Genomic DNA, 26,090 nt, shown 5'->3' on the forward strand with positions numbered 1-26,090 from the left:
ACATCTCCTTGCGCACGACGTCCGAGCCCTCGCCCATGGTGCGGGCGAAAACCGGCGTGAACTCGAAAATCGGCGGATCGATCTCCTCGTGGCCATAGCGCGCGGCAACGGCGCGCGCCGTCTCGGCGATATGGCGGTGACGCTGCGCCGTATCGCCGACAAGGTCATGGGTCCCGCGAACCGGTTGCAGCTTCGACACACCTACTCTCCCGTACTTCAGGCCACCGACGCCGCATCCGGCGCGTCCTGCGATTTCATTTCCGCTTCGATTTCCGCCGCCCTGGCCTCGACCAGTTCGACGATATGGTCGACGAGCCGGTCGTCATCGATGCGGTGGTCGGCCATAGGGAATACCCCTGCGCGATAGGCGCGCAGCAGCAGGTCGATCGGGATCGTGCGGGTGGTGGGGGCGTGCATTGCTGCCATCATAGCAGTTCGTGCGGTCGGGCGATATGCGCCTTGCCATTCCCCGAAGCCCATACTAATGCGCCCGCCTGCGCTGCAGGGGTGTAGCTCAGCTGGTAGAGCATCGGTCTCCAAAACCGAGGGCCACGGGTTCGAATCCTGTCACCCCTGCCATTTCCGCCTTCTTTGCTTGTCGGCGGCATCGACCGGCCCTATCGGGCTCGGCATGACAGACGAAGAAAAGCACAAGCGCGAACTTGCCGATCGCAAGTTTTATCCGGCCGAAACAGAGGCCGAGTTCGACAAGAGCCACCCCAAACAAACACCGCAGACCGCGCACCCCGCCTATCGGCTGGCCTTCCAGGACCAGGATTTCCTGCTGCGCGAGGAGTTGCGCCCGGTGCGGTTTCAGCTGGAGCTGCTCAAGCCTGAAATGCTGCTCGACGAAGCCGGCGTGGGCTCGACTCTGGTGGTATATGGCTCAGCCCGCATTCCCTCACCGGAAGAGGCCGAAGCAGCGCTGGAGCGTGCAAAGAACCTACCCGACGAAGAAAAGCGCATCGCTGAAAGTCTCGTCGCCAAGAGCAAGTATTACACCGAATCCTACCGCCTGGCCCGAATCTCCAGCGACAAGTCGATTGTCGAAGACGGCAAGCGTCAGTTCGTGGTTTGCTCGGGCGGGGGCCCATCGATCATGGAAGCGGCCAACAAGGGTGCCAGCGACGCGGGGGCGGAAAGCATCGGCCTGAATATCATCTTGCCGCATGAACAGGCGCCCAACAAATACGTAACGCCCTACCTCGCGCTGAACTTCCACTACTTCGCGCTACGCAAGATGCACTTTTTGCTGCGTGCGCGGGCCGTGGCGGTCTTCCCCGGCGGCTTCGGCACCTTCGACGAGTTCTTCGAGCTTCTCACGCTGATCCAGACCGGCAAAATGAAGCCGATCCCAATCCTGTTGTTCGGCAAGGAGTTCTGGACCCGGGTGATCGATTTCGATGCCCTCGCCGAAGAGGGCACGATTTCGAGGAAAGACCTCGACCTGTTCCGCTGGTGTGAAACTGCGGACGAGGCTTGGGCGCATATCAGCGCCTTCTACGACCTCGACCGTTAGGCTTCGCGCGGATCCTCGAGCTTGCGGACCGCCTGGTGGCCGAGGGGGCCATGTCCCTCGCCGAAGCCGGGAGCATTCTCGATTGCCGCAAAGGTAAAGCCGCGGGCCAGCCTGATGGCGTTGACCAGGGGCTGGCCGTGGCCAAGCAATGTCGCCAGTGCGGCGGACAGGGTGCAGCCCGTACCGTGTGTGTGGCGCGTGTCTATCCGTGCGTGACCATAGCTGGCGAGCTTGCCGGACGGCGAGATTACCCGGTCAATCACTTCGTCCCCGTCGCCATGCCCGCCTTTAGCCAGGACGATGGTGTCCTGCGCCTGAGCCAGCTCCCTGGCTGCATCAAACACATCTTCCTCATCCAGTTGCTCACGACCGGTCAGTGCTGCCAGTTCCGGGAGATTGGGGGTCACCACGGTGGCAATTTGCATCAAGTCTCCAAATGCGGCGATGGTTTCGGCGCTGGCCAGTGACGAACCGCTGGTGGCGACCATGACGGGATCGAATACGATCGCCCCGGTGAAGGTGTCGAGCCGTTTGGCTAGGTGACGAGCGATCTCAGGGGAACCGAGCATGCCGATCTTGATGGCATCGGCGCCGATATCCGAAAGGCAGCTTTCGACCTGCGCCATCACGAAGCCCGGCGGCATGACCTCAACCCCCTGGACCCCCCGCGTGTTCTGCGCCGTCACCGCGGTGATTGCGGTCATCGCATAGCCACCCAGCATGGTGATGGTCTTGATGTCGGCCTGGATTCCGGCACCGCCCGAACTGTCGGAACCGGCGATCGAAAGGATGCGCGGCGGCGGCTTGCTCACCCCTTGTATTTCCGTTCGGTGGAGGGGGGGTATTTTTCGTGCAGCTTCTTGGCCCGGGTCGGGCGATCCATCAATTCGCCGCCGCAATTGGGGCAGCAGTCATCGAGTTCGTCAGCGCAATCGGCACAAAAGGTGCATTCGAAGCTGCAGATGAAGGCGCCTGGCGTTTCAGCGGGCAAGTCGGTGCCGCAGCGTTCGCAGTCTGGGCGCATCTCAAGCATCAGGTAGTTCCTTTAATGGCTTCACAAATTCGGTCGACGATGGATTCGACCTGGGCGGCGTCATCGCCTTCGGCCATGACCCGGATCACCGGTTCGGTTCCCGAGGGCCGGATGACCAGGCGTCCCTTGCCGGCAAGTTCGGCCTCCGCATCGGCGATGACCTGCTTGACGGTGGCATTCTCGAGCGGCTTGCCGCCAGAGTATCGCACGTTCTTGAGCAGTTGTGGAACCGGATCGAAGGCATGGAGCAGTTCGCTGGCAGGCTTGCCCGAACGAACCAAGCTGGCAAGGATTCGTAGAGCGGCAACTGTGCCATCGCCAGTAGTGCCGTGATCGAGCAGGATCATGTGGCCCGATTGTTCGCCACCGACGTTGTAGCCGCCGGCTTTCATCATCTCGAGCACGTAGCGATCACCGACCTTGGCCCGTTCGAGCGTCAGGCCGATACCCTGCAGGTACCGCTCGAGCCCGAGGTTGGACATGACGGTGGCCACGATCCCGCCGCCCTTCAGATCGCCGCGGGCCTGTAGGCGGCTGGCGATGACCGCCATGATCTGGTCGCCATCAACCGTTTCGCCCTTCTCGTCGATCACGATCAGGCGATCGGCGTCACCATCCAGCGCAATGCCGATGTCCGCGCCTTCTTCGACCACACGGGCCTTGATCGCCGCCAGCGATGTCGAACCGACGCCGTCGTTGATGTTGGTGCCGTTGGGGGTCACCCCCATTGCAATGACTTCAGCCCCCAATTCCCAGATTGCCGAAGGAGCGACCTGGTAGGCCGCGCCATTGGCGCAATCGACCACCACCTTGAGGCCATCGAAGCGGATGTCGCTGGCCACCGATTGCTTGACCGCGTGGATGTAGCGCCCGCGGGCATCTTCGATCCGCCGCGCCCTGCCTATCCGATGAGGCTCGACCAGCAACGGCTGCTGTTCGAGCAGCAGCTCTATCGCCGCTTCGGCTTCATCCGAAAGCTTGAAGCCGTCAGGCCCGAACAACTTGATACCATTATCCTCGAACGGGTTGTGGCTGGCAGATATCATCACGCCGAGATCGGCGCGCATTTCGCGTGTCAGCAGCGCGATGGCCGGTGTTGGCAGCGGGCCGGTCATGATCACATCCATGCCCACGCTGGTGAAGCCCGCCACCAGGGCGCTTTCCATCATGTAGCCCGACAGGCGAGTGTCCTTGCCGATCACGACACGGTGACGGTGGCCGCCGCGCAGGAAATGCGTGCCGGCGGCCTGTCCCACGCGCATGGCTGTGGCGGCGGTCATCACGCCTTCATTGGTACGCCCGCGAATGCCATCGGTGCCGAAGAACTTGCGTGCCATGGTTGCTCCCTTGGTCCCTGCCGGCTCCATGGCGTGAAGCGCTGCGCTTGTCACGGGTAACTGGCACATTGGGCAAAACCCGCTAAGGCCGAACCGGAATCAGGAGTAAGTGCCGGCATGGCGACAGATAAAGAAAACGGGTTGATGGATATTAGGATACCGGCCGGGTGGACCCTGGCCGGATTGATCGGCGGGCTCCTTTTCGGGATGGCCCTGCATGGGACGCCAGGCTTCGCGGTGGTGGAGATGATCGCCGCACCGATCGGTTCGATCTGGCTCGACGCCCTGCAGATGACGATCATCCCGCTGGTCGCATCGCTTCTCGTGCTGGGCATTTCGCAGATGGCACAAGCGGCATCGGCTGGCCGGGTTGCACGGCATACGGTCGGCTGGATCTTCGGTCTCCTAGTGCTGGGTGCAATCTCGACCTGCATCTTCATGCCGCTGCTGCTCGAGGCCTTCCCGATTCCCGAAGGTGCGGCGGGTTTCCTGATGACCGGAGAGCCGGCCGCACCCAGTGAGGTTCCGGGCGTCGGCGCTTTCGTTACGTCGCTGGTGGCGCCCAATATCATTGCGGCCGCGGCGCAGACATCGATGTTGCCGCTAACCATCTTCTTTGCACTGCTCGCGCTGGCGATCGTCCGCTTGCCGACGGGTCAGCGCGACACGCTGCTGGCGCTGTTCCGCGCCTTGGGCAACGCCATGCTGGTCATTATTGGCTGGGTGCTCGCAGTCGCGCCGGTTGGCGTGTTTGCGTTGGCGATCGGCGTGGCGGCGAACGGCGGCGGCGGGGCATTCGCCACGCTGGCCCATTACATTCTAACCGTTGCGGCCATGGGCACGCTGGTCATGCTTGCCGGCTATGTCGTCGCCATTGTCGGGGGACGGATCGGGCCGCTAGCCTTCACCCGTGCCATGCTGCCTGCACAAGCAGTGGCGCTATCGACGCAAAGCTCGCTGGCAAGCCTCCCGGCGATGCTGGTCAGCGCGCGGCGCATGGGTATTCGCGAATCGACGGCCGATTTCGTTCTGCCGCTGGCGGTTGCAATCTTTCGCGCGACCAGCCCGGCGATGAACCTGGCCGTGGCGATCTATGTCGCGCATCTCGCGGGCGTCACGCTCGATACTACTACTCTGGCCACCGGCGTGCTGGTCGCTCTGATCATCAGTGTGGGGTCGGTAAGCCTTCCCGGTTCGATCAGCTTCGTCGTCTCGATCGGCCCGATTGCCATCGCCATGGGTATTCCGGTTGAACCTTTGGCACTGCTGGTCGCGGTCGAGATGTTGCCCGACATCATGCGGACCATTGGCAATGTGACGATGGACGTTGCGGTTACGACTGCCGTTGACCATGAAGAAGACCTAGGCGAAGAGCCACTGCAACCCTAGCGCGTCCCGCGCATTGGTGTAGGGACGGCTGGATTTTCCGCCACGCAAGCATTGGAGAACCCCCATGGCATTCACCCTTATCGACCTGCCTTATGCAGATACCGCGCTGGAACCGGCTGTTTCGGCCCGGACGCTGTCGTTCCACCACGGCAAGCACCACAAGGCCTATATCGACAAGACCAATGCCGCGATCGACGGCACCGATCTTGCCGGCAAGAGCCTGGAAGCGGTGATCGCTGCGGCCCGTGGTTCGAACGCTGGCCTGTTCAACAATTCGGCGCAGAGCTGGAACCACGGCTTCTACTGGCACTCGATGGCGGCGTCGGAGACCGCGCCGTCGGATGAACTCAAGAGCATGATCGAGGCTGAATTCGGTTCGGTTGATGCACTCAAGGCCAAGCTGGCCGAACGCGGTGCGGGTCACTTCGCCAGCGGCTGGGTGTGGCTGGCGGTCAAGGGTGGTAAGCTTACGATCGAGGAAACGCATGACGGCGACACGCTGGCCGACGAGGCCGGGGTCAACCCGCTGCTGGTGATCGACCTGTGGGAGCACGCCTATTACCTCGACCACCAGAACGCCCGCCCGGCTTACCTCGATGCGGTCAATGCCAAGCTGAACTGGGCCTTCGCCAGCGAAAACCTCGCTCGTGGCACGACCTGGGTCTATCCGGGCTGATCTCCGTTTCGGCCAGCTTTCGGGGCCCGCTGCGTATTGCGCGGCGGGCCTCTTGCTTTTCAGGTGTGAGGCTCGCTCTCCGCCTCGACCAAAAGATCGTTGGCGAATAGCGGCTCACCGAAAATAAAGCCGACCAGGTTCGGTCGCCCGATGTGATCGAACAGTGCGGTCAGCATCAGCAGAATCGGAACCGACAACAGCGCCCCGAACACGCCCCAAACCCATGAGAAATAAGACAGCGCGATCAGGATCAACACCGGGTTCATGGTAAAGCGTGCGCCAAGGATTGACGGCGTCACGACATTGGCCTCGATCGTGTGCAGAGCCAGATAGGCGAGTGCCGGAAGTATCCCGAGGAAGATCGTATCGGCGGTGCCGATCCCGAACAGGCTCAACAATGCGAGCATCACAATTGGCCCGACATAGGGCAGGAAGTTCAGCAGCGCGGCGAGCCCGCCCCACATGATCGGCGCGCCCAAGCCCATGGCCCAAGCCCCCAATGCGACAATCACCCCGACCATCGCGTTGATCCAGCCAACGGTCAGGATGTACGATGCGACCCTGTCCTGAACCTCGCGCAGCACGCGCGCAGCCTTGATACTGGTGCCGAAACTGGTGCGCCCGAACAGCAGTCGCTGGCGCAGACGGACCCGGGCTTCGACCATGAAGTAGGTCATCAGCAGTGTCAGCACGGTTTCGAGCAGGAAGCTGGGGGTGGCGAATGCGAGTTCTTCGAGCAGGCTCGGCGTCGCCAACACGACCTCTCGCTCTCCTTCGCTGTTCATCAGCATGGCCAGTTGGTCGTTAATCTGCCCCACCCAGGCAAAGCGCTGCTGCACTTCGCCGAATCGTGCGAGGACCTGCTGCATCATGGCAGGCAAGTCGTCGTACAGGTCAATGGCAGGCTGCAAGATCAGCGCGCCCGAAAGCAGCAGGATCGCGAAGAAGATCAGCAAGGCCACCAGCGAGGCAAGCGCATTGGGTAGGCCCCAGCCGTTGAGCTTGTCGGCCAGCGGTGACAGGATGACGGTCAAGACCAGTGCTGTGACGAGCGGCAGGAAGACCACCGATCCGATCGACAGGACGAAGGGCAGGGCGAAGAACAGTCCGAGCCCGATCAGCAGGACCAGTGAGGAGATCAGCCGCAGTTCCTGTTCGGCAAATGCCAGCCGGCGCGCCCGATCCTGGGTCGGCTGTTCGGCTGTTGGCGGCTGCTCTTCCATGACCGCCTATCTGCCCTGCGGCGCGAACCGTGACAAGATTCGCGCGACGCCGCTAGCTGGCCGCGGCAATGCCGTTGCCCGCGGCGACTATATCGAGTTCCTCGAGGATGGCACGGTGTGCCCCGGCGTCGTCGAGCGAGCGTTGCGGCACGCTGCCTTCTTCCAGCATGGCGGTCAGCGCTGCGCGGGCCCGGCCAACGCGACTCTTGATCGTGCCGACCGCACATCCGCAGATTTCCGCGGCTTCTTCATAGGAAAATCCGCCAGCTCCAACGAGCAACAAAGCTTCCCGACGTTCGGGCGGCAGCGTGAGCAGTGCGCGATGCATGTCGGAAAGGTGGATCGGTTCTTCCTGGCCGGCCGGTGCCGTCAGTACCCGTTCGGCCACGGTCTCGTCATACTCGCCCCGGAAGCGGTTGCGACGCATGTCGGTCAGATAGGCATTGCGCAGGATCACGAAGGTCCATGCACGCATGCTCGTTCCGGGCTGGAAGCGCTCCTGTGCGGCCCAGGCCTTGAGCAGGGTTTCCTGCACAAGATCATCGGCCATATCGGGTCGCCCACACAGGCCGCGTGCAAATGCGCGCAGGTGCGGTACGACCTCGGTCAACTCTCGCTTGAAATCGGCCTTTTGCGCGGCCGTGCGATCGGATCCCTCCATCAGTCGGCCGAGTCCAGCTTTGCCAGCAGGTCCTTGAAACTGTCGGGCAGTGGTTCGTCCACTACCGAATCGTAAAGTTGACGCAGTCCGTCGGCCCATCCAGGCTTGGCTGCGCGCGTATCGGAAGGACGCTCACCTCCAGGGCGGGGCGGGTTTGGATTGTCGGATTTCATAAGCCTTCAAAAGTACCCTTGGTTCGGCTCGCCTGCACTCATTCGACAGAAACGACACCGTCAGTGGAGGCAAAAACGTCAGAAAACGCACAAAGTTCCCGTAGATTCGCGGAACCATTTACACTTGGCATCATAGTATACTGCGCAGGGAAGAAGCCAAAAGGGACAGGGCGCTGGCTAGCGACAAACACGAACGCAAGGGCAGGCGTCGCAGGTGGCTGGTTGATTATCCACGTGCGATTCCCGTCGCTATCTTCCTGATGGTCATGGCGATGACCGTCACCAGCGTGTTCGCAATCGAACGTGGTGAGGAAGAGCGCGACATTGCCGATATCAACCGTCGCGCGCAGGCGATGAATTCTGCGATCGAGCGCCGCGCCTTCACCGGCGCATCCTATCTGCGTGCAGGGGCAGCGCTGCTGTCGGCACAGAGCGAAGTTTCGGAAAACCTGTTCAATCGCTTCGTCGCAGAACTGCGTCTTGATTCGGATTATCGCGGTTCGGACGGTATCGGCTGGGCGCCCGTGCTGGAGCCGGGGGATGTCGACGGGTTCAACCAGGCGCTGGCGCGCCGGCGGGACGACCTGCTGCTTCACCCGACACTGGCAGAGCGTCCACGCGATACCATGGTACCGGTGCTTTATCTGCAACCGGACACCCAGAGGAACCGAAGGGCGATCGGCTTCGACATGTATTCGGAAAGGGTCCGCCGCGAAGCGATGGACGAAGCGGCGCGAACCGCGCGTCCGACGGCCAGTGGACGGGTGGTACTGGTTCAGGAAGGGGCGCGCCAGGATTCCGGCTTCCTCATCTACATGCCGGTCTTCGATACCAGTGCTGGCGGGCGAAAGTTGAAGGGCTATGTCTACAGCCCGTTCAATGCCGATCACTTCCTTGAGGCTTCGGCCGATCTGGTCAGCTACGAAGGCTTTGGTGCGCGGCTTTTTGATCTGGAGGACGGCAAACGCACACTAATCGCAGAATTGCCAGGCTGGCATTCGACGGGGCTGACGGTGGAGCGGGAAGTCAAGCTGGCTGATCGGCCGATGATCCTGGTGGTGCAATCGGCGCGTGATACGGCGCTTTCGGGCATGTCGATGATAACCCTGCTGTTCGGACTGGCCGTAGCTAGCCTGTTGATGCTGGTGGCCCGGTTGCTGACCCAGCAGGCCCTGGAGGACGGCCGTTCGCTCGACATGCTGATGGAGCAGAACTCCATCCGCAATTCGCTGACGCGCGAGCTCAACCACCGGGTCAAGAATACCCTGGCCAATGTCCTCTCAATCGTTGCCCTGACAAGGAGAAGGGCCAGCGGCCTGGACGAATTTGCCGAAGGTATCGATGCGCGGATCCGCGCACTGTCGGCAACCCATGACCTGCTGACTCAGTCCGAATGGGGCACCACTCCGCTACGTTCGGTGGTTGAAGTCGAGCTGGCGCCCTATGCGCATGACCTCGATCATGAAATCCTGCTCGACGGGCCCGTCGTCGAACTCGCGCCTAACGATGCCCTTTCATTGGGCCTTGCGCTGCACGAACTTGCAACCAATGCCGCGAAATTCGGTGCGCTGAGCGTTTCGGGTGGGCGGATTGAGGTACGCTGGAGCATGCAGGGCGAACGGTTGGCGCGGATCGAATGGGTCGAAAGCGGTGGGCCGCCGGTGCTCAAATCCCCCCCACGCGGCTTCGGCACAGAACTGATCGAGAAGATCGTGGCGCATGAACTGCGGCACCCGGTCGAACTTGATTTCGATGTGAGCGGCGTTCGCTGCACGCTGCTGGTGCCGGTCCGCCAGCCCGGTGAGTTTGCGCTTCGCGAACGCTCCGCCGACGCCAAATAGAATGAAAAAGGCCTGCCTCGAAAGGCAGGCCTCCAAGCTTTGAATGCCTTCGATGGCCTATTCCGGTGAGCGGCTTGACCCGAAGAACAGCGCCTGGCTTATCGCTGCGCGGACTGTTTTCTCCTGGAATGGCTTGGTCACCAAATAGGTTGGTTCGGGCCGATCGCCGGTCAGCAATCGCTCCGGATAAGCGGTGATGAAAATCACCGGGACACGACTGATAGCCAGGATGTCATCGACCGCATCCAGACCTGACGAGCCGTCCGCCAGCTGGATGTCGGCGAGAACCAGCCCCGGCGTATTGCTTGAAACGACCTCGAGCGCCTGGGTCCGCGTCGCGGCGGTCCCGCATACTTCGTGGCCCAGCGAAGTGACCAGGTCTTCCAACTGCATGGAGATCAGCGGTTCATCTTCGATGATCAGCACGCTTGTAGCGGATTCACGATCGATCTCGGACACTGCTTCCTGAACCAGTTGTTCGATCCGCTGTGGCGAAAGGTCCATGATCTCGCCAGCCTGTTCGATCGAAAAATCCTCGAGCGTGGTGAGCAAGAGCGCTTGCCGGTTCAGCGGGGTGATGGTCCTGAGCCGTTCCTGCGCAAAATCGTCCACAGGACCCCCGCCTACGGTTTCGGGAACTTCGAGATAGGCGCTGGCCCATAGCTGATTGAAGGCCCGGTATAGCGGCACGCGGCCATCGCCGAGCGACTGTTTCAGATCCTCGTCTGCCAGCGCGGCTTCCAGGGTGGCGCGAACGAAGGCATCGCCTGTCGCCTGCGAGCCGGTGAGGGCGCGGGCATAGCGGCGAAGATACGGGAGATTGCGGGCAATTTGGTCACCTAGCGACATAAAACCCCTTCCTTAAAGTGCGGGCATTGAACGCGTTAATGCATGGATGGTTCCATAACAGCGAACCAAGTTCTCGAATGCCCCTGTTGCCCTATGTCCAACCTTATCCGCCCGGTTCCCCGCCGCAGAGAAATTTTTTTGCCACTGCGGGAACTGCCCGTCAGATGAGGCATTTCAGCTATGTCACCGCCGAGACCCCCCTCCCGTCCAAGCGGCTGGTGATACGATCCCGAAAGACCCCCGTCGCGTCCCGACGGGGGTCTTTTTTTGCCGGTTTCTGCGGTGGCGTGGATCGTGAGGGTGTTAGAGACCGCGCAGGCGGGCAATGATCCCGCGGCGCCGGGGCTGGCGCAAGACCTTGACCAGCGTCGCCGTGTCATAGGGCTTTTCCATGATGCACCCCATCGCGGCCACATTGGCCGGTATGTCGTCGGGCTTGCCCGTCGAAAAGATGATTCGCGGAGAATCCGGGCCCAGTGTCGTGACGAGTTCGGCGATCGCCCAACCATCGTCACGATCGGCCAGGTGGACGTCGAGGACAATAACCTTTGGGGTTCCCCGCCGCAGCGCGGCGAGCGCCTGTTCGGTTGAACCGCAAATTTCGACGCGTTCGACGCCGGCGTCTTCCAGTGCCTGTTCGATGGCCAGGCCCAACACCGCATCGTCTTCCACCACCAAAACGTGCGATGGAAGCGGGGCGAGGGTGTCGGAGGGACTGTTCGTGGCCATCAGATCCTGTCGGGCGTTGGTCGTGTGCCCATTTTCAACGTAGCCGCAGCCTGCCAGTTTCCAATGGCGGCACGATCACGCCAGAGCGTGTCCGAACCGCGATGGGGCCCAACCTAGAGCGGCTTGCGATAGATCGCATATTCGCGATTGATCTTGCTGTCGATCGCGTCCGCGATGGCGATCATCCCCTGATTGTCGTCGAGGATCCAGCCGACTTCGGCCCGTTCTGAGCCGTAATTGGCCACGGCGTCCTCGCGGATCTTGCTGATCATCATGAAAGCCAGCTGGCTCGCGAGGCGCGAATTGTGCAGCTCGCGAAGCACGCCCATCAACGGCACGCGCATCCCCGAGCCGGTGGGCTTGTGTAGCCAGCGCAACATTCGGATCCAGCCGAAGGGGAACAACTTGCCCTTGATCTGCTTGAGCACGCCGTTCACGTCTGGAAAGGTCAACATAAAGGCCATCGGGCGGCCATCGACCTCCGCGATATAGTTGAGCGGTTCGTGGATGATCGGCTTCAGCTTCTTGCCCGCATAGGCGATTTCCTCAGGCGTGAAGGGCACGAAGCCCCAATTGCTCGACCAGGCGTCGTTGAGGATGTTGAGGACGATCTGGACCTCGCTATCCCATTTCGACTTGTCCACGCGCCTGATGCGGATGCGCTCGTTGCGGTGGCCCGACTGGACGATGCGGCGCACCAGCGGCGGGAAATCGTGGCTGACGTCGAGGTCATAGGTCAGCAGGGTCTTGGCGAGGGTGTAGCCCGCGCCTTCGATCCAGCCGGCATAATGGGCGGGATGGTGACCCATCATGATCATCGGGGAATGGTCCTGCCCGCGTACCAGCAGGCCGGGTTCCTCCCAAATCGACATCGAAATGGGGCCGAGCACATGGGTCATGCCCTGGCCGCGCAACCAGTCTTCCGCCGCAGCGAGCAGCGCCTTTGTGACCGCTTCGTCTTCGGCGTCGAAATAGCCAAACATGCCGGTCCCTGGTCCCATGCCCTGTTCGGGCGGGAGTTCGAGCGCGAGATGGTCGATATGTGCAGAGATGCGCCCGACGTCCTTGTCCCCACGAGTGGCGACGAAGAGCTGGTGGCTGGCGTGGCCGAAAAAGGGATTCTTGTCGGGATCGACCAGTTCGAGCTGTTCGGACCGCAGTTGCGGGACGTTATGCGGTTCGCGGGTCGCGAACATCCGCCCGAGATCGACGAAGCGCGCGCGACCTTTCTTGCCGTCGACCGGTTCGATCCTTATTTCCATGTCAGACACGCGCGTGACCTCTTTCGTTCAGCCTCGGTTCGCCCGTCGAATGCTGGATGATCTTTGTCAAGGAATGAGCATGCACCGATCACTATGATCGAGAGCTGATGCTGTATTCCGCCGCCCGATTGGGCTAGGGTCCCTCCAGGATATTCGAGATGACTTCACACCAGACGATCCCTTCTGCCGATTTCGTCGCCCGCCGCGATGCCGGGGCGAACTGGCATGCGCAGATGCCCGACGACAAGGCGATGCTGCGCGCCGCGCGTGACCTGACCAAGGATATCGCCGAGGCAAGGGCCGGCATCTACTGGCCCGACATGCTTGGTTCGGTACTGGTCGGTTACGCCACGCTGATCGGTACGATCCTGGTCGACAATGGCTGGCTGGCGCTGGCGCTGGGGCTCGTCTCGGCACTGACACTCTATCGCGCGCTGCTGTTCATCCACGAAATCTCGCACCTGCACCGTGACGCGCTGCCCGGCTTCCGCGCAGCGTGGAACCTGCTGGTCGGCATCCCGATGCTGATGCCTTCGTTCATGTACGAAAACGTGCACACGCTGCACCACAAGCGGACGCAGTACGGCACGGTCGAGGATCCCGAATACCTTCCGCTGGCGCTGATGAAGCCCTGGAGCCTGCCGCTCTTCGTGCTCGTCGCGCTGCTTGCGCCGGTCGCGCTGCTGTTCCGCTGCGCGATCCTGCTTCCGCTCGGCCTGATCATCCGGCCGATCCGCCGCCTGACATGGGAGCGGTTCTCGGCGCTGGCGATCAATCCCGACTTCCGCCGTCGACCGGCCGAAGGCGAATTCCGTAGCCGGGTGATCCGGCTCGAGATCGGCAGCTTCATCTGGTCCTGGGCGCTGATCGCCAGCGTCTTCGTATGGGGTTGGCGCCCGCTGCTAGTTACGCTCGCGGTGGTTTCGCTGACCGCGGTACTCAACCAGCTGCGTACCCTCGTTGCCCATTTGTGGGAGAATGAGGGCGAGGCGATGACCGTCACCGCGCAGTTCCTCGATTCGGTCAATGTCCCGCCGCCGGGCCTTGTCGCCGAAATCTGGGCGCCGGTCGGCCTGCGTTATCACGCCTTGCACCACCTTATGCCGTCCATGCCCTATCACGCCCTGCCTGAGGCGCACCGCCGCCTGAAGAAGGAGCTTGGGGCCGGTTCGACCTATGACGGCGCCAACCACGCGGGCATGGCGGTGCTGGTGGCGCGGATCGCGCGCAACACGATGGGCCCGCGGGGCTGATCAACCGAGAAAGCGGATCATCGCGGTGCGCCGGTCGCCCGGAAGGCCCGCTTCAGTTTCGTCCGCGATCAGTTTCGCCAGGCGCGGGTGCGCGGGGAGGTCATCCATTTCGACAAAACCGACGTGGCGATAGAACGGGCCGTTCCACGGCAGGTCGCGAAAGGTTGTGAGCGTCACCGCGCGAAACCCGGCATTGCCGGCATCGATCAGGCAGGCGCGAAGTAGTATCGCACCGATACCCTGGCCCTGCATTTCAGGGTGGACGTCCATTTCCCAGATATGCAGTTCGCGACCGAAAGGCTCGGCGGCCAGGAAGCCGATGATCCGTTCATCGATCTCCGCGACCAGGCAGTGGCCGCGGGAGATCAGCTTGCGATGCTCCTCCGCACTCACGACGTCGTCGAAATCGAATGATGCCGCATCCGGATCGCCAGCGAACAGCACCGCCGCCGCGCGCTCGATCTCGGGAAGGTGGTCGGCATCCGCAGGACGCGCCAGGCGGATATGCCAGTCGCTCATTCCTCGGTTCGGATCAGGATCGTTTCGCCGATCAGGATAAACAGCAAGAACGGCGCCCATGCGGCCAGGAACGGCGGATAGCCGCCGAAGCTGCCCATCGCCAGGGCGGCGCTGTCGACCACGAAATAGGCGAAGCCCATCGCCATCCCGATTACGGCGCGGAGGAACAACTGCCCCGAACGGGCCAGTCCGAAGGCCGCAACCGCGCCGAGTAGTGGCATGAGGAAAGTCGAAAGCGGCCCGGATATTTTGTGCCACCATTTCGCGCGCAGTTCATCGGTGCGTCGCCCGGCCTCGTCATAGGCGGCAATGGATTCGGACAGGGTCCAGAACGGCTGGGCATCGGCGTCGACCTTGGCCAGATCGATCTGCTCCGGCGTCAGGCCCTGTCCTACAACCAAAGAGTCGAGCTGGTCTGTCACGGCGTTCTGCACGCGAAAGCGTGTCGCTCGCTCCAACTTCCACCCGGGATTGGCATAGGTCGCCCGCTCTGCGTTGATCTGGTCGCTGATCGTCCCGTCAGGATTCCGTTCGTACCAGGTCAGGTCGGCCATCACGATGGCTTCGCCGGCACCTTCCATTCTGGCCGCGGTAAGGACGCCTGATCCATCGGTCATGTAGATGTTGGCCTTGACCCCCGAATCCCTGGGTACGGCGCCATAATCGACTGCTTCCCACGCCTTGAGCGTAGCTGTTGCCCGGGTGACCACCCGTTCGTTGAAACCGAAATTGAGCAGGCCGACGATCCCCGCGGTAAGCAGCAGCGGGGCCAGTACCTGGTGGGCCGACATGCCCGCAGCCTTCATCGCGATGACTTCGCTGTTCTGGTTCAGCGCGACCAGCGTGATCAGCGTGGCAAGCAGCGCCGAATAGGGCAGGAAACTCTGGATCAGCTGCGGAATGCGCAGGCTGACATAGGTCAGCAGTTCGCCCTGGCCGTTGCCGGGGACCGCCAGGATCTTACCGCTGTTCGACAGCAGATCGAGCATCATCAGGACCAGGACCAGCATGACCAGCATGGCGAAGATGCGGACGACGAACAGCTTGGCGAGGTAGAGCGTGACCGTGCGCGAGGGGAAGAAATCGAACTGCATGGCGCGCTGCTACTCCGCCGGGGCCAGCGAGAGATTGAGCGGGCGCCGACGGCTGAACAGCTTGCCCACGCGCTTGGAAAGCTTGGCGAACCACACTTCCAGCGCACCGATGGCCTGACCGCCCGGCACAAAGGCGACGCGCCAGTACATCCATACGATCAGCGCCGCGAACAGGAAGAACGGGCCCCATAGCGCGACGATCGGATCGATCAGTCCAAGCGCGGCGACGTCTTCGCCGTACTGGTTCACCTTGTGATAGGCGACCACCATGATGATCGACAGGAAAACGCCGAGTGCGCTGGTCGATCGCTTGGGTGGAATGCCCAGCGCCACCGCCAGCAACGGCATCAGCGCCATCATCACCACTTCCACAAGACGGAAGTTGAAGCTCGCCTGGCTGGCATCGCGCTTTTCTTCGCTCGTATCGCCGCTCCAGCCGATACTGAGCAATTCGGGCAGGATATATTCGCGTTCGGCGTCGCCGCGGGCGCGGAACTTCTCGATCTGCGGCAAGTCGATCGGCAGGTCGTGCCGAGTGAAGGTCAACACGCGCGGCGTCTGGCCTTCGGTTTCCTGGACGATGGTGCCATCGGTCAGTCGCAGGATGATAGTATCCTTGCTGTCGCTGGTCGCCAGGAATGCACCGCCGCGTGCCGAGATTGACAGGACCTGGCCACGGTCGTTCGAAACGCGCGCGAAAATCCCCTTGAGCTGGCGCCCTTCGTCCTCGCTCTCATCGATACGCAGCGCCATCTTGTCGGCCAGCGTGGTGAACTCGCCAACCTTGATCGATGCGCCCAGCGCGCCCGATCGCAGCTCATATTCGAGCTGCTCGTAATAGTAGCGGCTGATCGGCTGGATGTAGAAAACCAGCGCGACGTTGATGGCCATTAGCACGGCGGCGATGACATAGGGAACGCGCAACAATCGTCCATAGCTCAGGCCGACCGCACGGAAGACGTCGAGCTCGCTGCTCGTCGCGAGCTTGCGGAAGGCCAGCAGGATGCCGAGCATCAGACCCAGCGGAATGGCCAGGCTGGCATATTCGGGCACGAGCGCGGCCAGCATCTTGAAGACCACATTGACCGGTCCGCCCTCTACCGCGACAAAATCGAACAGGCGCGCCATTTTCTCCAGCAACAGGAGCGAGGCTGCAACGGCGAACACGCCGATCATCGGCACGACGACGAGCCGGAAGATGTAGCGATCGATGGCGGGTAGGAAATTGAACAAGGGGCTGCTGGTCTCTTCGTCCTCTGGACGCGCCCTAGCGCGAAAACGCGCACGGGTCATGCCCTCATGTTCGCTTGTCGGACCTGGCGTCTAGGCCTTTTCCAGCGTGCACTGCAGCGGGTGCTGGTTCTGGCGTGAAAAGTCCATCACCTGGTTCACCTTGGTTTCCGCCACTTCGTAGGGGAAGATCCCGCAAACGCCGACGCCCTTCTGGTGCACGTGGAGCATGACGCGCGTCGCTTCTTCCATATCCATGCGGAAGAAGCGCTTGAGCACGATCACCACGAATTCCATCGGGGTATAGTCGTCGTTGAGCAGCAGCACCTTGTACTGGCTTGGTTTCTTGGGCTTGGCCCGGGTCTTGGTGGCAATGCCGACCTGTTCCTGGCCGTCATTCGCATCGTCGCCATCGGTGGCGCACAGCGGGTGGAAGGGCAGGTGATCGATCATCGCATGGGCCATTATCGTAACGCGCGGCGAAATCGCAAGCCGTCAGGCTGATGGTAAGTCATGCGCAGGTTAAGAAAAAGCGCATTTGCCTCGGTTGCGGGCCAAAAAGATGCGGGCCGGACGGCGTGTTGCCATCCGACCCGCTGTGTCCAATCACCGGGCGAGGGAGAGAGGAGAGAGTGCCCGGTGGATTGAAGCTGGAATGAAGGCTCAGGCGGCCTTCGAGAACTTCTCGGCAGCGAGGCTCATGCGGGTCGAAACCGGAGCGAACGCGTCGTTCACCAGCTTCAGCATGGCTTCGGTGTTCTTCGAAGCGCCGGCAACGGCGGCATCGAAGTTGCGGCGAGCGATTTCACCCTGAAGCTGGAACAGCTCGGTCGGCGACTTCACGGCAGCGATCTTCTTGACGTCGGCCTGGACGGTCTCGACGGCGCCCTTGGCTTCCTCGACATAGGTGCGGCCCATGTCCTGCATGCCGGCGGCAAGGATCTTGCCAGCTTCGACGATCGCTTCGAGGTTGCCCTTCTGGAATTCGACGGCTTCCTTGGTCATTTCGGTGCCCTTGTCATAAGCGGCCTTGGCGCGGGTCTGCACGTCGGCAGCCAATTCCTTCGCCTTGGCGGTGTAGTCGGTGGTCTTCGCGGTCTTGGCAGTGGCCATGATGGTTTCCTTCAACTGGGTAATGGGGGTGGTCTTGGGGGAAGCCGCCTTCTTCGGGGCGGCCTTGATCTTCTTGGCGGCGACCGGCTTCTTCACCGGAGCCTTCTTGGCCAGGACCTTCTTCGGTGCGGCCTTCTTGGCCGGAACCTTCTTTGCAGCGGCCTTGGCGGCGAGGGCTGCCTTCGCGACAGTTTCAGCTGTCATGGTGGCAACGGCTGCCGTTTCGGGCGCGGTCTCGACCTTGGCCGGCGCGGGCTTTGCAGCCGTGACGGGCTTCGCAGCAGCCTTGGCGCTTACAGCCTCGGCAGCCTTCTTCTCGGCAGCTTCGGCAAAAGCCTTTTCGGCGGCGGCATCGATCTTGCTCTGGCTGTCAGCCATCGGAACCTCGCTTTTGTTGCAGTGCACAAAATAGGCATTGCAAGTGCGAAGTCAAGAGTTTTTTGTGCAGTGCACAATAACTCGAAATCGAACTTTATATCAGTATTTTAACGTGTGGCGACGTAGCGGCCGGGTGCGTCCTCAATCACGGAATCACCCTTTCCACCCGGCTGACGCTTGCCCGTTGCGGGCACCGTCGCCGCATCCTGCCCGCGTAGCCAATCGATCCAGTCGGGCCACCAGCTCCCAGGATGCTCGACCGCACCGGCGCGGAATTCGGCGAGGGTGCGCGGGGCGCCATCGTTGAGCCAGTACTGGTATTTGCCCGAACCCGGCGGGTTCACCACGCCGGCAATGTGGCCCGATCCGGCGAGCACGAATTTGAGCGGGCCCTTGAAGTGTTCGGTGATCTTCCACACGCTTTCTGCCGGGGCGATGTGATCTTCCTTGCCTGCCTGCACATAGGTTGGGGTTTCGACCAGACCGATGTCGATCGGCGTGTTGTCGACCACCAACTCGTCGGGTTCGACCAAGCGGTTGTCGCGATAGAGGTCGCGCAGATATTGCTGGTGCCACTTGGCGGGCAAATTGGTGACGTCGCCGTTCCAGTGGAGCAGGTCGAACACCGGGTAATCCTCGCCCAGCAGGTAATTGTTGACGACATAGTTCCAGATCAGGTCTGTGCCGCGCAGCATGTTGAAGGTCGCCGCCATATAGCGCCCGTCGAGGTAACCGTCCTGGCTCATCGCCTTGATCAGGCCCAGCTGCTGGTCATCGATGAAGTTGAGCAATTCGCCCGCCTTCTCGAAATCGACCTGTGCGGTGAAGAAGGTCGCGCTCTTGACCTTGTCGGCCTCGCCCCGGCGGTGGAGGATCGCCAGCGTCGCGGCCAGGGTGGTCCCGGCGACGCAATAGCCGATGGCATGCACGCTCTTGACGCCCAGCCGCGTGCGGATGGTGTCGATCGCATCGATCTGGGCGCGGACATAATCGTCCCAGATCACCTCCTTCATGCTGGCATCGGCCGATTTCCAGCTGACCATGAACACGGTCACGCCCTGTTCGACCGCCCAGCGCACGAAACTCTTCTTGGGATTGAGGTCGAGGATGTAGAAGCGGTTGATCCACGGCGGGAAGATCACCAGCGGGGTTTCCATCACCGTGTCGGTGCTCGGCGAATACTGGATCAGCTGGTAGAGCGGTGTTTCGTGTACGACCTTGCCCGGGGTGACTGCGATATTCTCGCCCAGCTTGAAGGCACTGTCGTCGACGTGGCTCAGCTGCCCACGCCGCAGGTCGGAGAGCAGGTGCTCCATGCCCTTGACCAGATTGTCTCCGCGCGTTTCCAGCGTGCGTTCCATCACCACCGGGTTGAGCAGCGGGAAATTCGACGGGCTCAACGCTTCGGTGATCGAACGCGTGGTGAAGCGCAGTTGCTCGCGCTTGTCTTCGGGCACACCCTCCATCTTCTCGACCATCTCCGCCACCCGTTCGGCCAGGAACAGGTAGGTCTGGTGGATCAGCGCGAAGGCCGGGTGCGCGCGCCAACGGGGATCGGCGAAACGCCGGTCCTTGCGCGGTAGTTCGGGTTCAGTCGCGGGCGGTGCCTCGCCGCTCAGCCCGTATTGGCCCAGCACCTGCTGCCACAGCGCCATGCCTTCCTGTAGCAGCGCTTGCTGTTCTGCCGGATTGGCGATCGGCATCTGCTTGTACCAGTCCTCCGCCATCTGCATCCAGCGCGACGGATCGAAATAGGGGGCCAGCGCATGCGGGTTGGCCAGCTGTTCGGCCTGGTACTGCGCCCACATCGATTGCAGCTTGGCGCCGACTTCGCCCCAATGCTGCAGGTCCTGGGGCGACAGGCTGGTCTCGTCCAGCCCTTCGGGGGTCATGGCCCCCATCACCGGCTGGAACAGGGCGCGGGCGAATTTGGCCGGTGCTTCGAACATATTGGTGAAAGGATCGGGTCCGTCGTCGGTCATCGTCTTCCTCGTCCGGGCAAGCGCGGGTTGGGCCCTTGGTAGGATATTCCGGGCCTCAGCGCACCTAGGCCGATTGCGCCTGCTGGATGAATAGGTAATCAGTATGACATTCCCAAGCCCCAACGGAGCGAGAATGTCCGACGAGTTCTACCGCATCAAGCGTCTGCCGCCCTATGTCATCGCGGAAGTGAACGCCATGCGGCACGCGGCCCGTCAGGCGGGGCGCGACATCATCGACCTGGGCATGGGCAATCCCGACCGCCCGCCGCCGCAGCATGTCATCGACAAGCTATGCGAAGTGGCGGCCAAGCCCAACGCGCACGGCTATTCGCAGTCCAAGGGCATTCCCGGGCTGCGCCGCGCGCAGGCGAACTATTACGGCCGTCGTTTCAACGTCGACCTCGATCCCGAACGCGAGGTGGTGGTGACGATGGGCTCGAAAGAGGGCCTTTCGTCGATGGCGACGGCGATCATCGCACCGGGCGACGTGGTGCTTGCGCCCAGTCCCAGCTACCCGATTCATACCTTCGGCTTCATCATCGCCGGCGCCACGATCCGCAGCGTGCCGACCACGCCGGACGAACGCTATTGGAAGGCGCTCGACAATGCGATGGCCTTCACTGTGCCGCGCCCGACGGTGCTGATCGTCAACTATCCGAGCAATCCCACGGCCGAGACGGTCGACCTCGAATTCTACGAGCGACTGGTGGCCTGGGCGCGCGAGAACAAGGTCTGGGTGCTGTCCGACCTCGCCTATTCGGAGCTGTACTACGACGGTAAGCCGACCCGCTCGATTCTCGAGGTGCCGGGCGCGAAGGATGTCGCGGTCGAATTCACGTCCATGTCCAAGACCTATTCGATGGCGGGCTGGCGCATGGGCTTCGCGGTCGGCAATCAGAAGCTGATTTCCGCGCTAACCCGGGTGAAGAGCTATCTCGATTACGGTGCCTTCACCCCGATTCAGGCGGCGGCTTGCGCGGCGCTCAATGGGCCGCAGGACATCGTCGAGGAAAACCGCCTGCGCTATCAGCGGCGACGCGACGTAATGGTCGAAAGCTTCGGCCGCGCCGGGTGGGAAATTCCCGTGCCGCCCGCCAGCATGTTCGCCTGGGCGCCGCTCCCCAAGGCATTCCACAATATCGGCAGCCTCGAGTTCTCGAAACAGTTGCTCGAACATGCCGGCGTCGCGGTAGCGGCGGGCGTGGGCTACGGCGAAGAAGGCGAAGGCTATGTTCGCATAGCCATGGTCGAGAACGAGCAGCGCCTGCGGCAGGCGGCGCGCAACATCAAGCGCTTCCTCGCCGAACATACGCCCTGAGCCGCGCCCCGCGCGCGACAGTTGCGAAGCGCTGGACAGGCCGGTTGCAATCGGCAACGGTACTTCGCGAAGAAATCTTGGAGAGGATAGAGAGAATGCAACCGAACGATCGCGTTTCGATTGACCTGGGGGACAATGGCGTCGCGCAGGTGCGCTTCACCCGCGGCGACAAGATGAACGCGCTCGACCCGGCGCAATTCGAAGCGGTGATCGAAGCCGGCGCCGCGCTGCGCGAGATGAAGGGGCTGCGCGTGGCCGTGCTTTCGGGCGAAGGGCGCGCCTTCTGTGCGGGCCTGGATCTGGGCAGCATGGCTTCGGGCGGATCGAACCCCACGGTCGATCTCGCCACCCGCAGCCACGGCAACGCCAACCGCGCGCAGGAAGCGGCGATGACCTGGCGCAAGTGCCCGGTCCCGGTGATCGCGGCGGTGCATGGTGTGTGCTTTGGTGGCGGCCTGCAAATTGCCAGCGGCGCGGATATCCGCGTGGTTCATCCGGCAACCCGGATGGCGGTGATGGAAATGAAGTGGGGCCTGGTCCCCGACATGGCCGGCTATGCGCTGTGGCGCGGGCTGGTGCGCGACGACGTGCTGCGTGAACTGACCTATACCAACCGCGAATTCTCGGGCGAGGAAGCCCTCGGTCTCGGTTTCGCGACGATGCTCGATGATGATCCGCTGGCTCGCGCCACCGCGCTGGCAGAAGTCATCGCCAACAAGAACCCTCAGGCGATCCGCGGCGCCAAGCGCCTGTTCCATGTGATGCGCGAAGAGGGCGAGGATGCGATCCTGCTGGCTGAAAGCGTCGAACAGGATGGGATCATTCGCCAGCCCAACCAGGTCGAGGCGGTGATGGCCGAGATGCAGAAGCGGGCGCCCAACTTCACCGACGTCTGACGGCGGCCCGTGCCGCCGCTTCCTCTATTTGGGGAAGGGGCGGGCGAAGTCTTCCAGCGGTAGCGCAGCGACGTTCGCCACCATGCTGACCTTGTGGTACGCGCCGATGATCGCGATGATCTCCAGCTGCTGTTCGGTCGACCAGTCGGCTTCGAAGCTCGCCTGTGCGGCTGGGTCGAGCCGCCCCGAGCGGCAGAGCTGGTCGATCGCACGGATCAGGGCGGCCTCTGCCGCTGGCCATCCCTCGAAATTCGCATCGGCCGATGCAAGGTCGGCAAGCTGCTGCTCGTCGAACTGGGCGTGGCTGGCAAAGATCGCGGCGTGCACGCCCCACTCATATTCGCAGCGGTACAGTGATGTGACGCGCAGGATCACCACTTCCCTGATGCGCAGGGGCAGGGGGCTTTCCTTGTCGAGCAGGTTGGCCACGCCCTTCTTCAGGAATCGGATGCTGTTGGCAAAGGTGCGGAACAGCGAGAGGACCTGCCCATTGGCCTTGGGATAGGCCGACAGGAGTCGGGCAATATCTTCTGCGTAAGGTTCTTCCAGGGGCGAGAGACGGCTTTGCATGACGGGAATCCTTGCTACATTTGATGTAGCAGTATGCTACAAAAAATGTAGCGTAAAGCGCTTTCTGTGGCGGAGGTATCGATGATCGAGCAAGGCAAGAAGGTCAGGGGCTCAAGGACTGGCAGGCCGATCATGGTCCTGCTCGACCTGCTCGGTCAGCGCTGGACCCTGCGGGTCTTGTGGGAACTGCGCGACGGACCAATCAAGTTCCGTGCACTGCGCGAACGGTGCGACGATGTGTCACCGACCCTGTTGAACGCCCGGCTCAAGCAGTTGCGCGAAGCGGGCATCGTAGATTTGGGGGATCAGGGGTTTTGCCTGAGTGCACGAGGTGTGGATTTGGCCGGACACCTCAACGGCCTGAACCAATGGGCGACCGTCTGGGCCAAGGGGGATTTGCAATCGGGCGATTAGCCTGGAATTTTCGCGTCAGCCCGCGGGCCTGCCATAGATCCACGAAAACGGCCCCGAATAGCTGACGATCGGCGTGTAGTCGTAAATCTGGTCGGCAGGCAGGACCGTGTCAGTCCGGTTGTCCAGCACATAGAGCCGGCCATCGCGATTGACCGCCAACACCGCATGATCCGTCTGTCGCTGGTCGCGCAGCAGCACCAGATACATGTCATCCGCCGGGATGCCGAGTGCCAGCAGCAGGCCCATCTTGGCCACCGCAAAATCCTCGCAATCGCCGAACCCGCGGCTCAGCGTGTCGGGGGCGGTGGCCCATTCGTCACCCGGCAGGTCGATGCGATAGCGAATGTGCCAGTTCACCCAGCGGTTCACCATATCGATCGGGTCGCCGGGCGATATCGTGTCGGCCTGGGCCAACAGCTCATCCCATGGCCCGGGCCGATCGGTCACCGCGCCCAGCCGCGCGCGCTCCCACTTCTCCAGTGAAGAATTGAGGCCCACCGGCAGTGCGATCATCCGAAACAGGCTTGGGGCCATCGGGCGAACCGGCGGCGGCGGTGCGCAGATCTCAAGCTCCGCCGGCGGCTCGTCCGGGGGAAGGGTGAAGGCAATTCCCGTCGTGGGCATGACGAAGACCGGCTCGGCCTCTTCGACCTCGGGCATTACGGCCTTGTTCGCTTCAGCTTCCGGAATGCAGCTGGCCTCGTCCTCGGGCGCGACTGTTTCTGTGTAAAGGGCTGTGTCCGGGTCAACGACCTCGCCCACGTCCTGCGCCGAGGCAACAGTAGGCATCGCGAAAGCTATGGCTGCCGCCACTATCGCCGATGTGTGCCCTGGTGTCATTGCGCCTGTCGCCATGCAGATCCCGTGATCGCATCACAATGGCAATGACCTTCCCGTACCGCAAGAAGCGCGGGGTCATCCGGACTCGAACCCGGCACAGTGTGCCGCATCTTTCCCACCGTATCGGGCTCATGCCAATGACAAGCCATGGCCGTTCCCGCCCATGCTGCCAGTCAACTCCAGACACGGGTTGGCTCGACCCGTAGGAAAGCGAAAGGTGACAAGCCTGATCAAGCATTCGTCACCAGACCCGCAAAATTCCGCGAAAAAGTGCGGCTGCGGAGTTTTCTAAATGCCCACTTCGGTGTTCCACCCTTCCCTTGAGGGATGGCTCAGCCGAACACCGCCACGCATTGCATCCCGTCGAGCACCTGCTTGCCCTCGGCATTCCACAGGCGCAGCCGTTCGCTCGAATAACCGTGCGCCGCATGCTGGCTGGCATTCTCGCTCAGCCACCATCCGTCGCGAGTGGTCGGTTCGGGCTCGAGCAGGTTGAAGGACCAGTTGATCGAACTGATCGGCCCCTGTCGCTGCATGGCCCGCATGGCACCCGGCGGCAACACGTCGCCCAGCAGGATCAGCTCGCTTATCGGGTCGAGCGCGCTGCGGTCGGTCAGACGCGCCCAGCGGCGGACCACCGGATCGCCTGGGCCGCGCATGTCCTGTGCCCGGCGGATCTCGAAATTATTCTGGATGAAGGCGGGACCCTTGTCGGTCATCGCCGTTTCGGCATCCTCGGGCGGGCCCGGCCATTCGGCGATCGCTGCGGCGGGATGGACCGCATTGGCCTCGCGCTCGGTCCCGAACAGCCAGAAGGCGGTAAGCGTGCATTGACCTTCGCACCAGATCTCGCTGCGAACCTGCGCGACATTGCGCCCCTGGCGCACGATTTCGCGGCGCAGCTCCGCCTCGGGCCCGGTAGGGGCGACGAAGGCAACCTGCGCAGCGCGCAGCGGGGGCAGGTCGGAAAAGGCGCGAACCGCGGCGGTATAGGCGATCAGTGCCGACGCGCCGCCATAAAGTGTGCGCCCCTGCAGCCAGGAATCGAGGTTTTCGAAGCGGGTCGGGCCGCCATCGGGCGTGATCGGATCAAGGAGATTGGCAACGCTCATGCCCCCTCTTCGCGGCTCGATGAGCTCGCGTCCAGACTGACGTTACGGAAGGCCGCACAGCTTGCGATTGCCATCCTCGCACAGAATCGCTAGTGCGCCGCTTCCCGTCCGAGAGGGCGGGGCGAGGCCCGATGGCGGAGTGGTGACGCAGCGGACTGCAAATCCGTATACGCCGGTTCGATTCCGGCTCGGGCCTCCACATCCTGACGTGTGCAGCGATGCACCTGCGGGACGTGCCGCTTTAGCTCAGTTGGTAGAGCACATCATTCGTAATGATGGGGCCACAGGTTCGAGTCCTGTAAGCGGCACCACCTTTTCCAGCGAAATCCGGAAATCGACAACGGCCGCCTTCGCCGCGACGGTGCCGCGCGCCGATATCGCCGTGGGGCTTCAATGTCGGGAAGCTGGCGGAGACGGAGGGATTCGAACCCTCGATACCCGTTACCAGGTATGGCTCCTTAGCAGGGAGCTGGTTTCAGCCACTCACCCACGTCTCCGCATGTCGCGAGGCTGCCGTGCGGCCCTGCGAGGGGCGCGCTATAGCCACGGGCCCCGCCCCCTTCAAGCGCTGATTACACCCCTGTGCACGGCACCGATTGCCTTGCGGATGACTCGCTTCAGCGCATTTTCGATTCGGTTCATCGCCGTTTCATTGCCGCAGGGGTCAAAGAGGATTCTC

Annotated in this window: 27 protein-coding genes, 4 tRNA genes and 1 pseudogene; 11 read left to right on the plus strand and 21 right to left on the minus strand. The window is 62.4% G+C overall.

The features are described from left to right. Positions 1-199: pseudogene (locus tag AAFM29_RS06950) on the minus strand (histidine--tRNA ligase); the annotation flags it as partial. A gap of 17 nt (positions 200-216) precedes the next feature. Next, a complete protein-coding gene (locus tag AAFM29_RS06955) occupies positions 217-426 on the minus strand; it encodes a hypothetical protein (protein ID WP_341712081.1) in 210 nt (69 codons plus the stop codon). Between the two features lie 77 nt (positions 427-503). On the opposite strand from AAFM29_RS06955, the gene AAFM29_RS06960 reads away from it, so the two are divergent. Both AAFM29_RS06960 and AAFM29_RS06965 read left to right on the plus strand, forming a co-directional pair. After that, positions 504-579, plus strand: a tRNA-Trp gene (locus tag AAFM29_RS06960). Between the two features lie 52 nt (positions 580-631). Then, the gene (locus AAFM29_RS06965) at positions 632-1,519 is read left to right on the plus strand and encodes an LOG family protein (protein WP_341712082.1); all 888 of its coding nucleotides are present in this window, start codon (positions 632-634) and stop codon (positions 1,517-1,519) included. Here AAFM29_RS06965 and thiD read toward each other — a convergent pair. Genes thiD through glmM form a run of 3 tightly spaced genes read right to left on the minus strand, consistent with a single transcriptional unit; the run spans position 1,516 to position 3,889 of the window. Continuing rightward, positions 1,516-2,331 carry a bifunctional hydroxymethylpyrimidine kinase/phosphomethylpyrimidine kinase gene (thiD, locus tag AAFM29_RS06970; RefSeq protein ID WP_341712083.1) on the minus strand — a complete coding sequence of 272 codons (816 nt, stop codon included), beginning with the start codon at positions 2,329-2,331 and terminating at the stop codon, positions 1,516-1,518. The two genes, AAFM29_RS06965 and thiD, sit on opposite strands and share 4 nt — an antisense overlap. Further along, the gene (locus AAFM29_RS06975) at positions 2,328-2,552 is read right to left on the minus strand and encodes a DUF1272 domain-containing protein (protein WP_341712084.1); all 225 of its coding nucleotides are present in this window, start codon (positions 2,550-2,552) and stop codon (positions 2,328-2,330) included. Before AAFM29_RS06975 ends, thiD begins: the two co-directional genes overlap by 4 nt. Continuing rightward, positions 2,552-3,889, minus strand: coding sequence for a phosphoglucosamine mutase (gene glmM / locus AAFM29_RS06980; protein ID WP_341712085.1), 1,338 nt, complete (start codon positions 3,887-3,889; stop codon positions 2,552-2,554). Before glmM ends, AAFM29_RS06975 begins: the two co-directional genes overlap by 1 nt. A 117-nt stretch (positions 3,890-4,006) precedes the next feature. Between glmM and AAFM29_RS06985 the strand changes: the two genes are divergently transcribed. Together AAFM29_RS06985 and AAFM29_RS06990 are read left to right on the plus strand one after the other, a co-directional pair. After that, positions 4,007-5,278 carry a cation:dicarboxylate symporter family transporter gene (locus tag AAFM29_RS06985; protein ID WP_341712086.1) on the plus strand — a complete coding sequence of 424 codons (1,272 nt, stop codon included), beginning with the start codon at positions 4,007-4,009 and terminating at the stop codon, positions 5,276-5,278. 64 nt (positions 5,279-5,342) lie between these two features. Beyond that, positions 5,343-5,954, plus strand: a complete 612-nt coding sequence (locus tag AAFM29_RS06990; protein ID WP_341712087.1) for a superoxide dismutase — start codon at positions 5,343-5,345, stop codon at positions 5,952-5,954. Positions 5,955-6,013: 59 nt separating this feature from the next. Here AAFM29_RS06990 and AAFM29_RS06995 read toward each other — a convergent pair whose 3' ends face one another. Genes AAFM29_RS06995 through AAFM29_RS07005 form a run of 3 tightly spaced genes read right to left on the minus strand, consistent with a single transcriptional unit; the run spans position 6,014 to position 8,011 of the window. Continuing rightward, positions 6,014-7,177 (minus strand): AI-2E family transporter, encoded by a 1,164-nt coding sequence (locus AAFM29_RS06995; protein ID WP_341712088.1) that lies wholly within the window; start codon positions 7,175-7,177, stop codon positions 6,014-6,016. Between the two features lie 52 nt (positions 7,178-7,229). Continuing rightward, entirely contained in the window at positions 7,230-7,838 is a 609-nt protein-coding gene (locus tag AAFM29_RS07000; RefSeq protein WP_341712089.1) for a sigma-70 family RNA polymerase sigma factor, read from the minus strand. Next, on the minus strand, positions 7,838-8,011 hold the full coding sequence (locus tag AAFM29_RS07005; RefSeq protein WP_341712090.1) for a NepR family anti-sigma factor: 174 nt from the start codon (positions 8,009-8,011) through the stop codon (positions 7,838-7,840). Before AAFM29_RS07005 ends, AAFM29_RS07000 begins: the two co-directional genes overlap by 1 nt. A gap of 266 nt (positions 8,012-8,277) precedes the next feature. Between AAFM29_RS07005 and AAFM29_RS07010 the strand changes: the two genes are divergently transcribed. Then, positions 8,278-9,852 carry a CHASE domain-containing protein gene (locus AAFM29_RS07010; protein ID WP_341712091.1) on the plus strand — a complete coding sequence of 525 codons (1,575 nt, stop codon included), beginning with the start codon at positions 8,278-8,280 and terminating at the stop codon, positions 9,850-9,852. A 57-nt stretch (positions 9,853-9,909) separates the two neighbouring features. Here AAFM29_RS07010 and AAFM29_RS07015 read toward each other — a convergent pair whose 3' ends face one another. From AAFM29_RS07015 to AAFM29_RS07025, 3 genes are all read right to left on the minus strand, one after another. Further along, positions 9,910-10,701: a response regulator gene (locus AAFM29_RS07015; protein WP_341712092.1), complete on the minus strand. Its 792-nt coding sequence runs from the start codon at positions 10,699-10,701 to the stop codon at positions 9,910-9,912. A 303-nt stretch (positions 10,702-11,004) separates the two neighbouring features. Beyond that, positions 11,005-11,430: a response regulator gene (locus AAFM29_RS07020; RefSeq protein ID WP_341712093.1), complete on the minus strand. Its 426-nt coding sequence runs from the start codon at positions 11,428-11,430 to the stop codon at positions 11,005-11,007. Positions 11,431-11,543: 113 nt separating this feature from the next. Next, positions 11,544-12,692 (minus strand): N-acetyltransferase, encoded by a 1,149-nt coding sequence (locus AAFM29_RS07025; protein WP_341712135.1) that lies wholly within the window; start codon positions 12,690-12,692, stop codon positions 11,544-11,546. A 158-nt stretch (positions 12,693-12,850) separates the two neighbouring features. On the opposite strand from AAFM29_RS07025, the gene AAFM29_RS07030 reads away from it, so the two are divergent. After that, complete coding sequence (locus tag AAFM29_RS07030) at positions 12,851-13,945, plus strand: fatty acid desaturase (RefSeq protein ID WP_341712094.1); 1,095 nt, start codon at positions 12,851-12,853, stop codon at positions 13,943-13,945. On the opposite strand, the gene AAFM29_RS07035 is transcribed toward AAFM29_RS07030, so the two are convergent. The 6 genes from AAFM29_RS07035 to AAFM29_RS07060 all read right to left on the minus strand — a co-directional run bounded on the left by AAFM29_RS07035 (position 13,946) and on the right by AAFM29_RS07060 (position 20,261). Further along, entirely contained in the window at positions 13,946-14,464 is a 519-nt protein-coding gene (locus AAFM29_RS07035; protein ID WP_341712095.1) for a GNAT family N-acetyltransferase, read from the minus strand. Continuing rightward, positions 14,461-15,558, minus strand: a complete 1,098-nt coding sequence (gene lptG, locus AAFM29_RS07040; protein WP_341712096.1) for an LPS export ABC transporter permease LptG — start codon at positions 15,556-15,558, stop codon at positions 14,461-14,463. The genes AAFM29_RS07035 and lptG overlap by 4 nt, the downstream gene beginning before the upstream one ends. A gap of 9 nt (positions 15,559-15,567) precedes the next feature. Then, complete coding sequence (lptF, locus tag AAFM29_RS07045; protein ID WP_341712097.1) at positions 15,568-16,851, minus strand: LPS export ABC transporter permease LptF; 1,284 nt, start codon at positions 16,849-16,851, stop codon at positions 15,568-15,570. 30 nt (positions 16,852-16,881) lie between these two features. Then, positions 16,882-17,241, minus strand: coding sequence for an ATP-dependent Clp protease adapter ClpS (gene clpS, locus AAFM29_RS07050; protein WP_371830721.1), 360 nt, complete (start codon positions 17,239-17,241; stop codon positions 16,882-16,884). A gap of 210 nt (positions 17,242-17,451) precedes the next feature. Further along, complete coding sequence (locus AAFM29_RS07055) at positions 17,452-18,279, minus strand: phasin family protein (protein WP_341712099.1); 828 nt, start codon at positions 18,277-18,279, stop codon at positions 17,452-17,454. A 107-nt stretch (positions 18,280-18,386) separates the two neighbouring features. Beyond that, positions 18,387-20,261: a class I poly(R)-hydroxyalkanoic acid synthase gene (locus AAFM29_RS07060; RefSeq protein WP_341712100.1), complete on the minus strand. Its 1,875-nt coding sequence runs from the start codon at positions 20,259-20,261 to the stop codon at positions 18,387-18,389. Positions 20,262-20,394: 133 nt separating this feature from the next. On the opposite strand from AAFM29_RS07060, the gene AAFM29_RS07065 reads away from it, so the two are divergent. Both AAFM29_RS07065 and AAFM29_RS07070 read left to right on the plus strand, forming a co-directional pair. Then, positions 20,395-21,579 (plus strand): LL-diaminopimelate aminotransferase, encoded by a 1,185-nt coding sequence (locus tag AAFM29_RS07065; protein ID WP_341712101.1) that lies wholly within the window; start codon positions 20,395-20,397, stop codon positions 21,577-21,579. Positions 21,580-21,674: 95 nt separating this feature from the next. Then, a complete protein-coding gene (locus tag AAFM29_RS07070) occupies positions 21,675-22,475 on the plus strand; it encodes a crotonase/enoyl-CoA hydratase family protein (protein ID WP_341712102.1) in 801 nt (266 codons plus the stop codon). A gap of 24 nt (positions 22,476-22,499) precedes the next feature. On the opposite strand, the gene AAFM29_RS07075 is transcribed toward AAFM29_RS07070, so the two are convergent. Next, positions 22,500-23,045: a carboxymuconolactone decarboxylase family protein gene (locus AAFM29_RS07075; protein ID WP_341712103.1), complete on the minus strand. Its 546-nt coding sequence runs from the start codon at positions 23,043-23,045 to the stop codon at positions 22,500-22,502. 81 nt (positions 23,046-23,126) lie between these two features. Between AAFM29_RS07075 and AAFM29_RS07080 the strand changes: the two genes are divergently transcribed. Next, complete coding sequence (locus AAFM29_RS07080) at positions 23,127-23,459, plus strand: helix-turn-helix domain-containing protein (protein ID WP_341712104.1); 333 nt, start codon at positions 23,127-23,129, stop codon at positions 23,457-23,459. 15 nt (positions 23,460-23,474) lie between these two features. Here AAFM29_RS07080 and AAFM29_RS07085 read toward each other — a convergent pair whose 3' ends face one another. Together AAFM29_RS07085 and AAFM29_RS07090 are read right to left on the minus strand one after the other, a co-directional pair. Beyond that, complete coding sequence (locus AAFM29_RS07085; RefSeq protein WP_341712105.1) at positions 23,475-24,248, minus strand: transglutaminase-like cysteine peptidase; 774 nt, start codon at positions 24,246-24,248, stop codon at positions 23,475-23,477. A gap of 383 nt (positions 24,249-24,631) precedes the next feature. Continuing rightward, complete coding sequence (locus AAFM29_RS07090; protein ID WP_341712106.1) at positions 24,632-25,411, minus strand: thioesterase family protein; 780 nt, start codon at positions 25,409-25,411, stop codon at positions 24,632-24,634. 125 nt (positions 25,412-25,536) lie between these two features. On the opposite strand from AAFM29_RS07090, the gene AAFM29_RS07095 reads away from it, so the two are divergent. Continuing rightward, positions 25,537-25,610, plus strand: a tRNA-Cys gene (locus tag AAFM29_RS07095). A gap of 36 nt (positions 25,611-25,646) precedes the next feature. Beyond that, positions 25,647-25,722 (plus strand) — tRNA-Thr (locus AAFM29_RS07100). Between the two features lie 94 nt (positions 25,723-25,816). Here AAFM29_RS07100 and AAFM29_RS07105 read toward each other — a convergent pair. Beyond that, positions 25,817-25,908 (minus strand) — tRNA-Ser (locus AAFM29_RS07105). Positions 25,909-26,090 lie beyond the last annotated feature (182 nt).

The organism is Erythrobacter sp. (genome assembly GCF_038133525.1).
Classification (GTDB): Bacteria; Pseudomonadota; Alphaproteobacteria; order Sphingomonadales; family Sphingomonadaceae; genus Qipengyuania.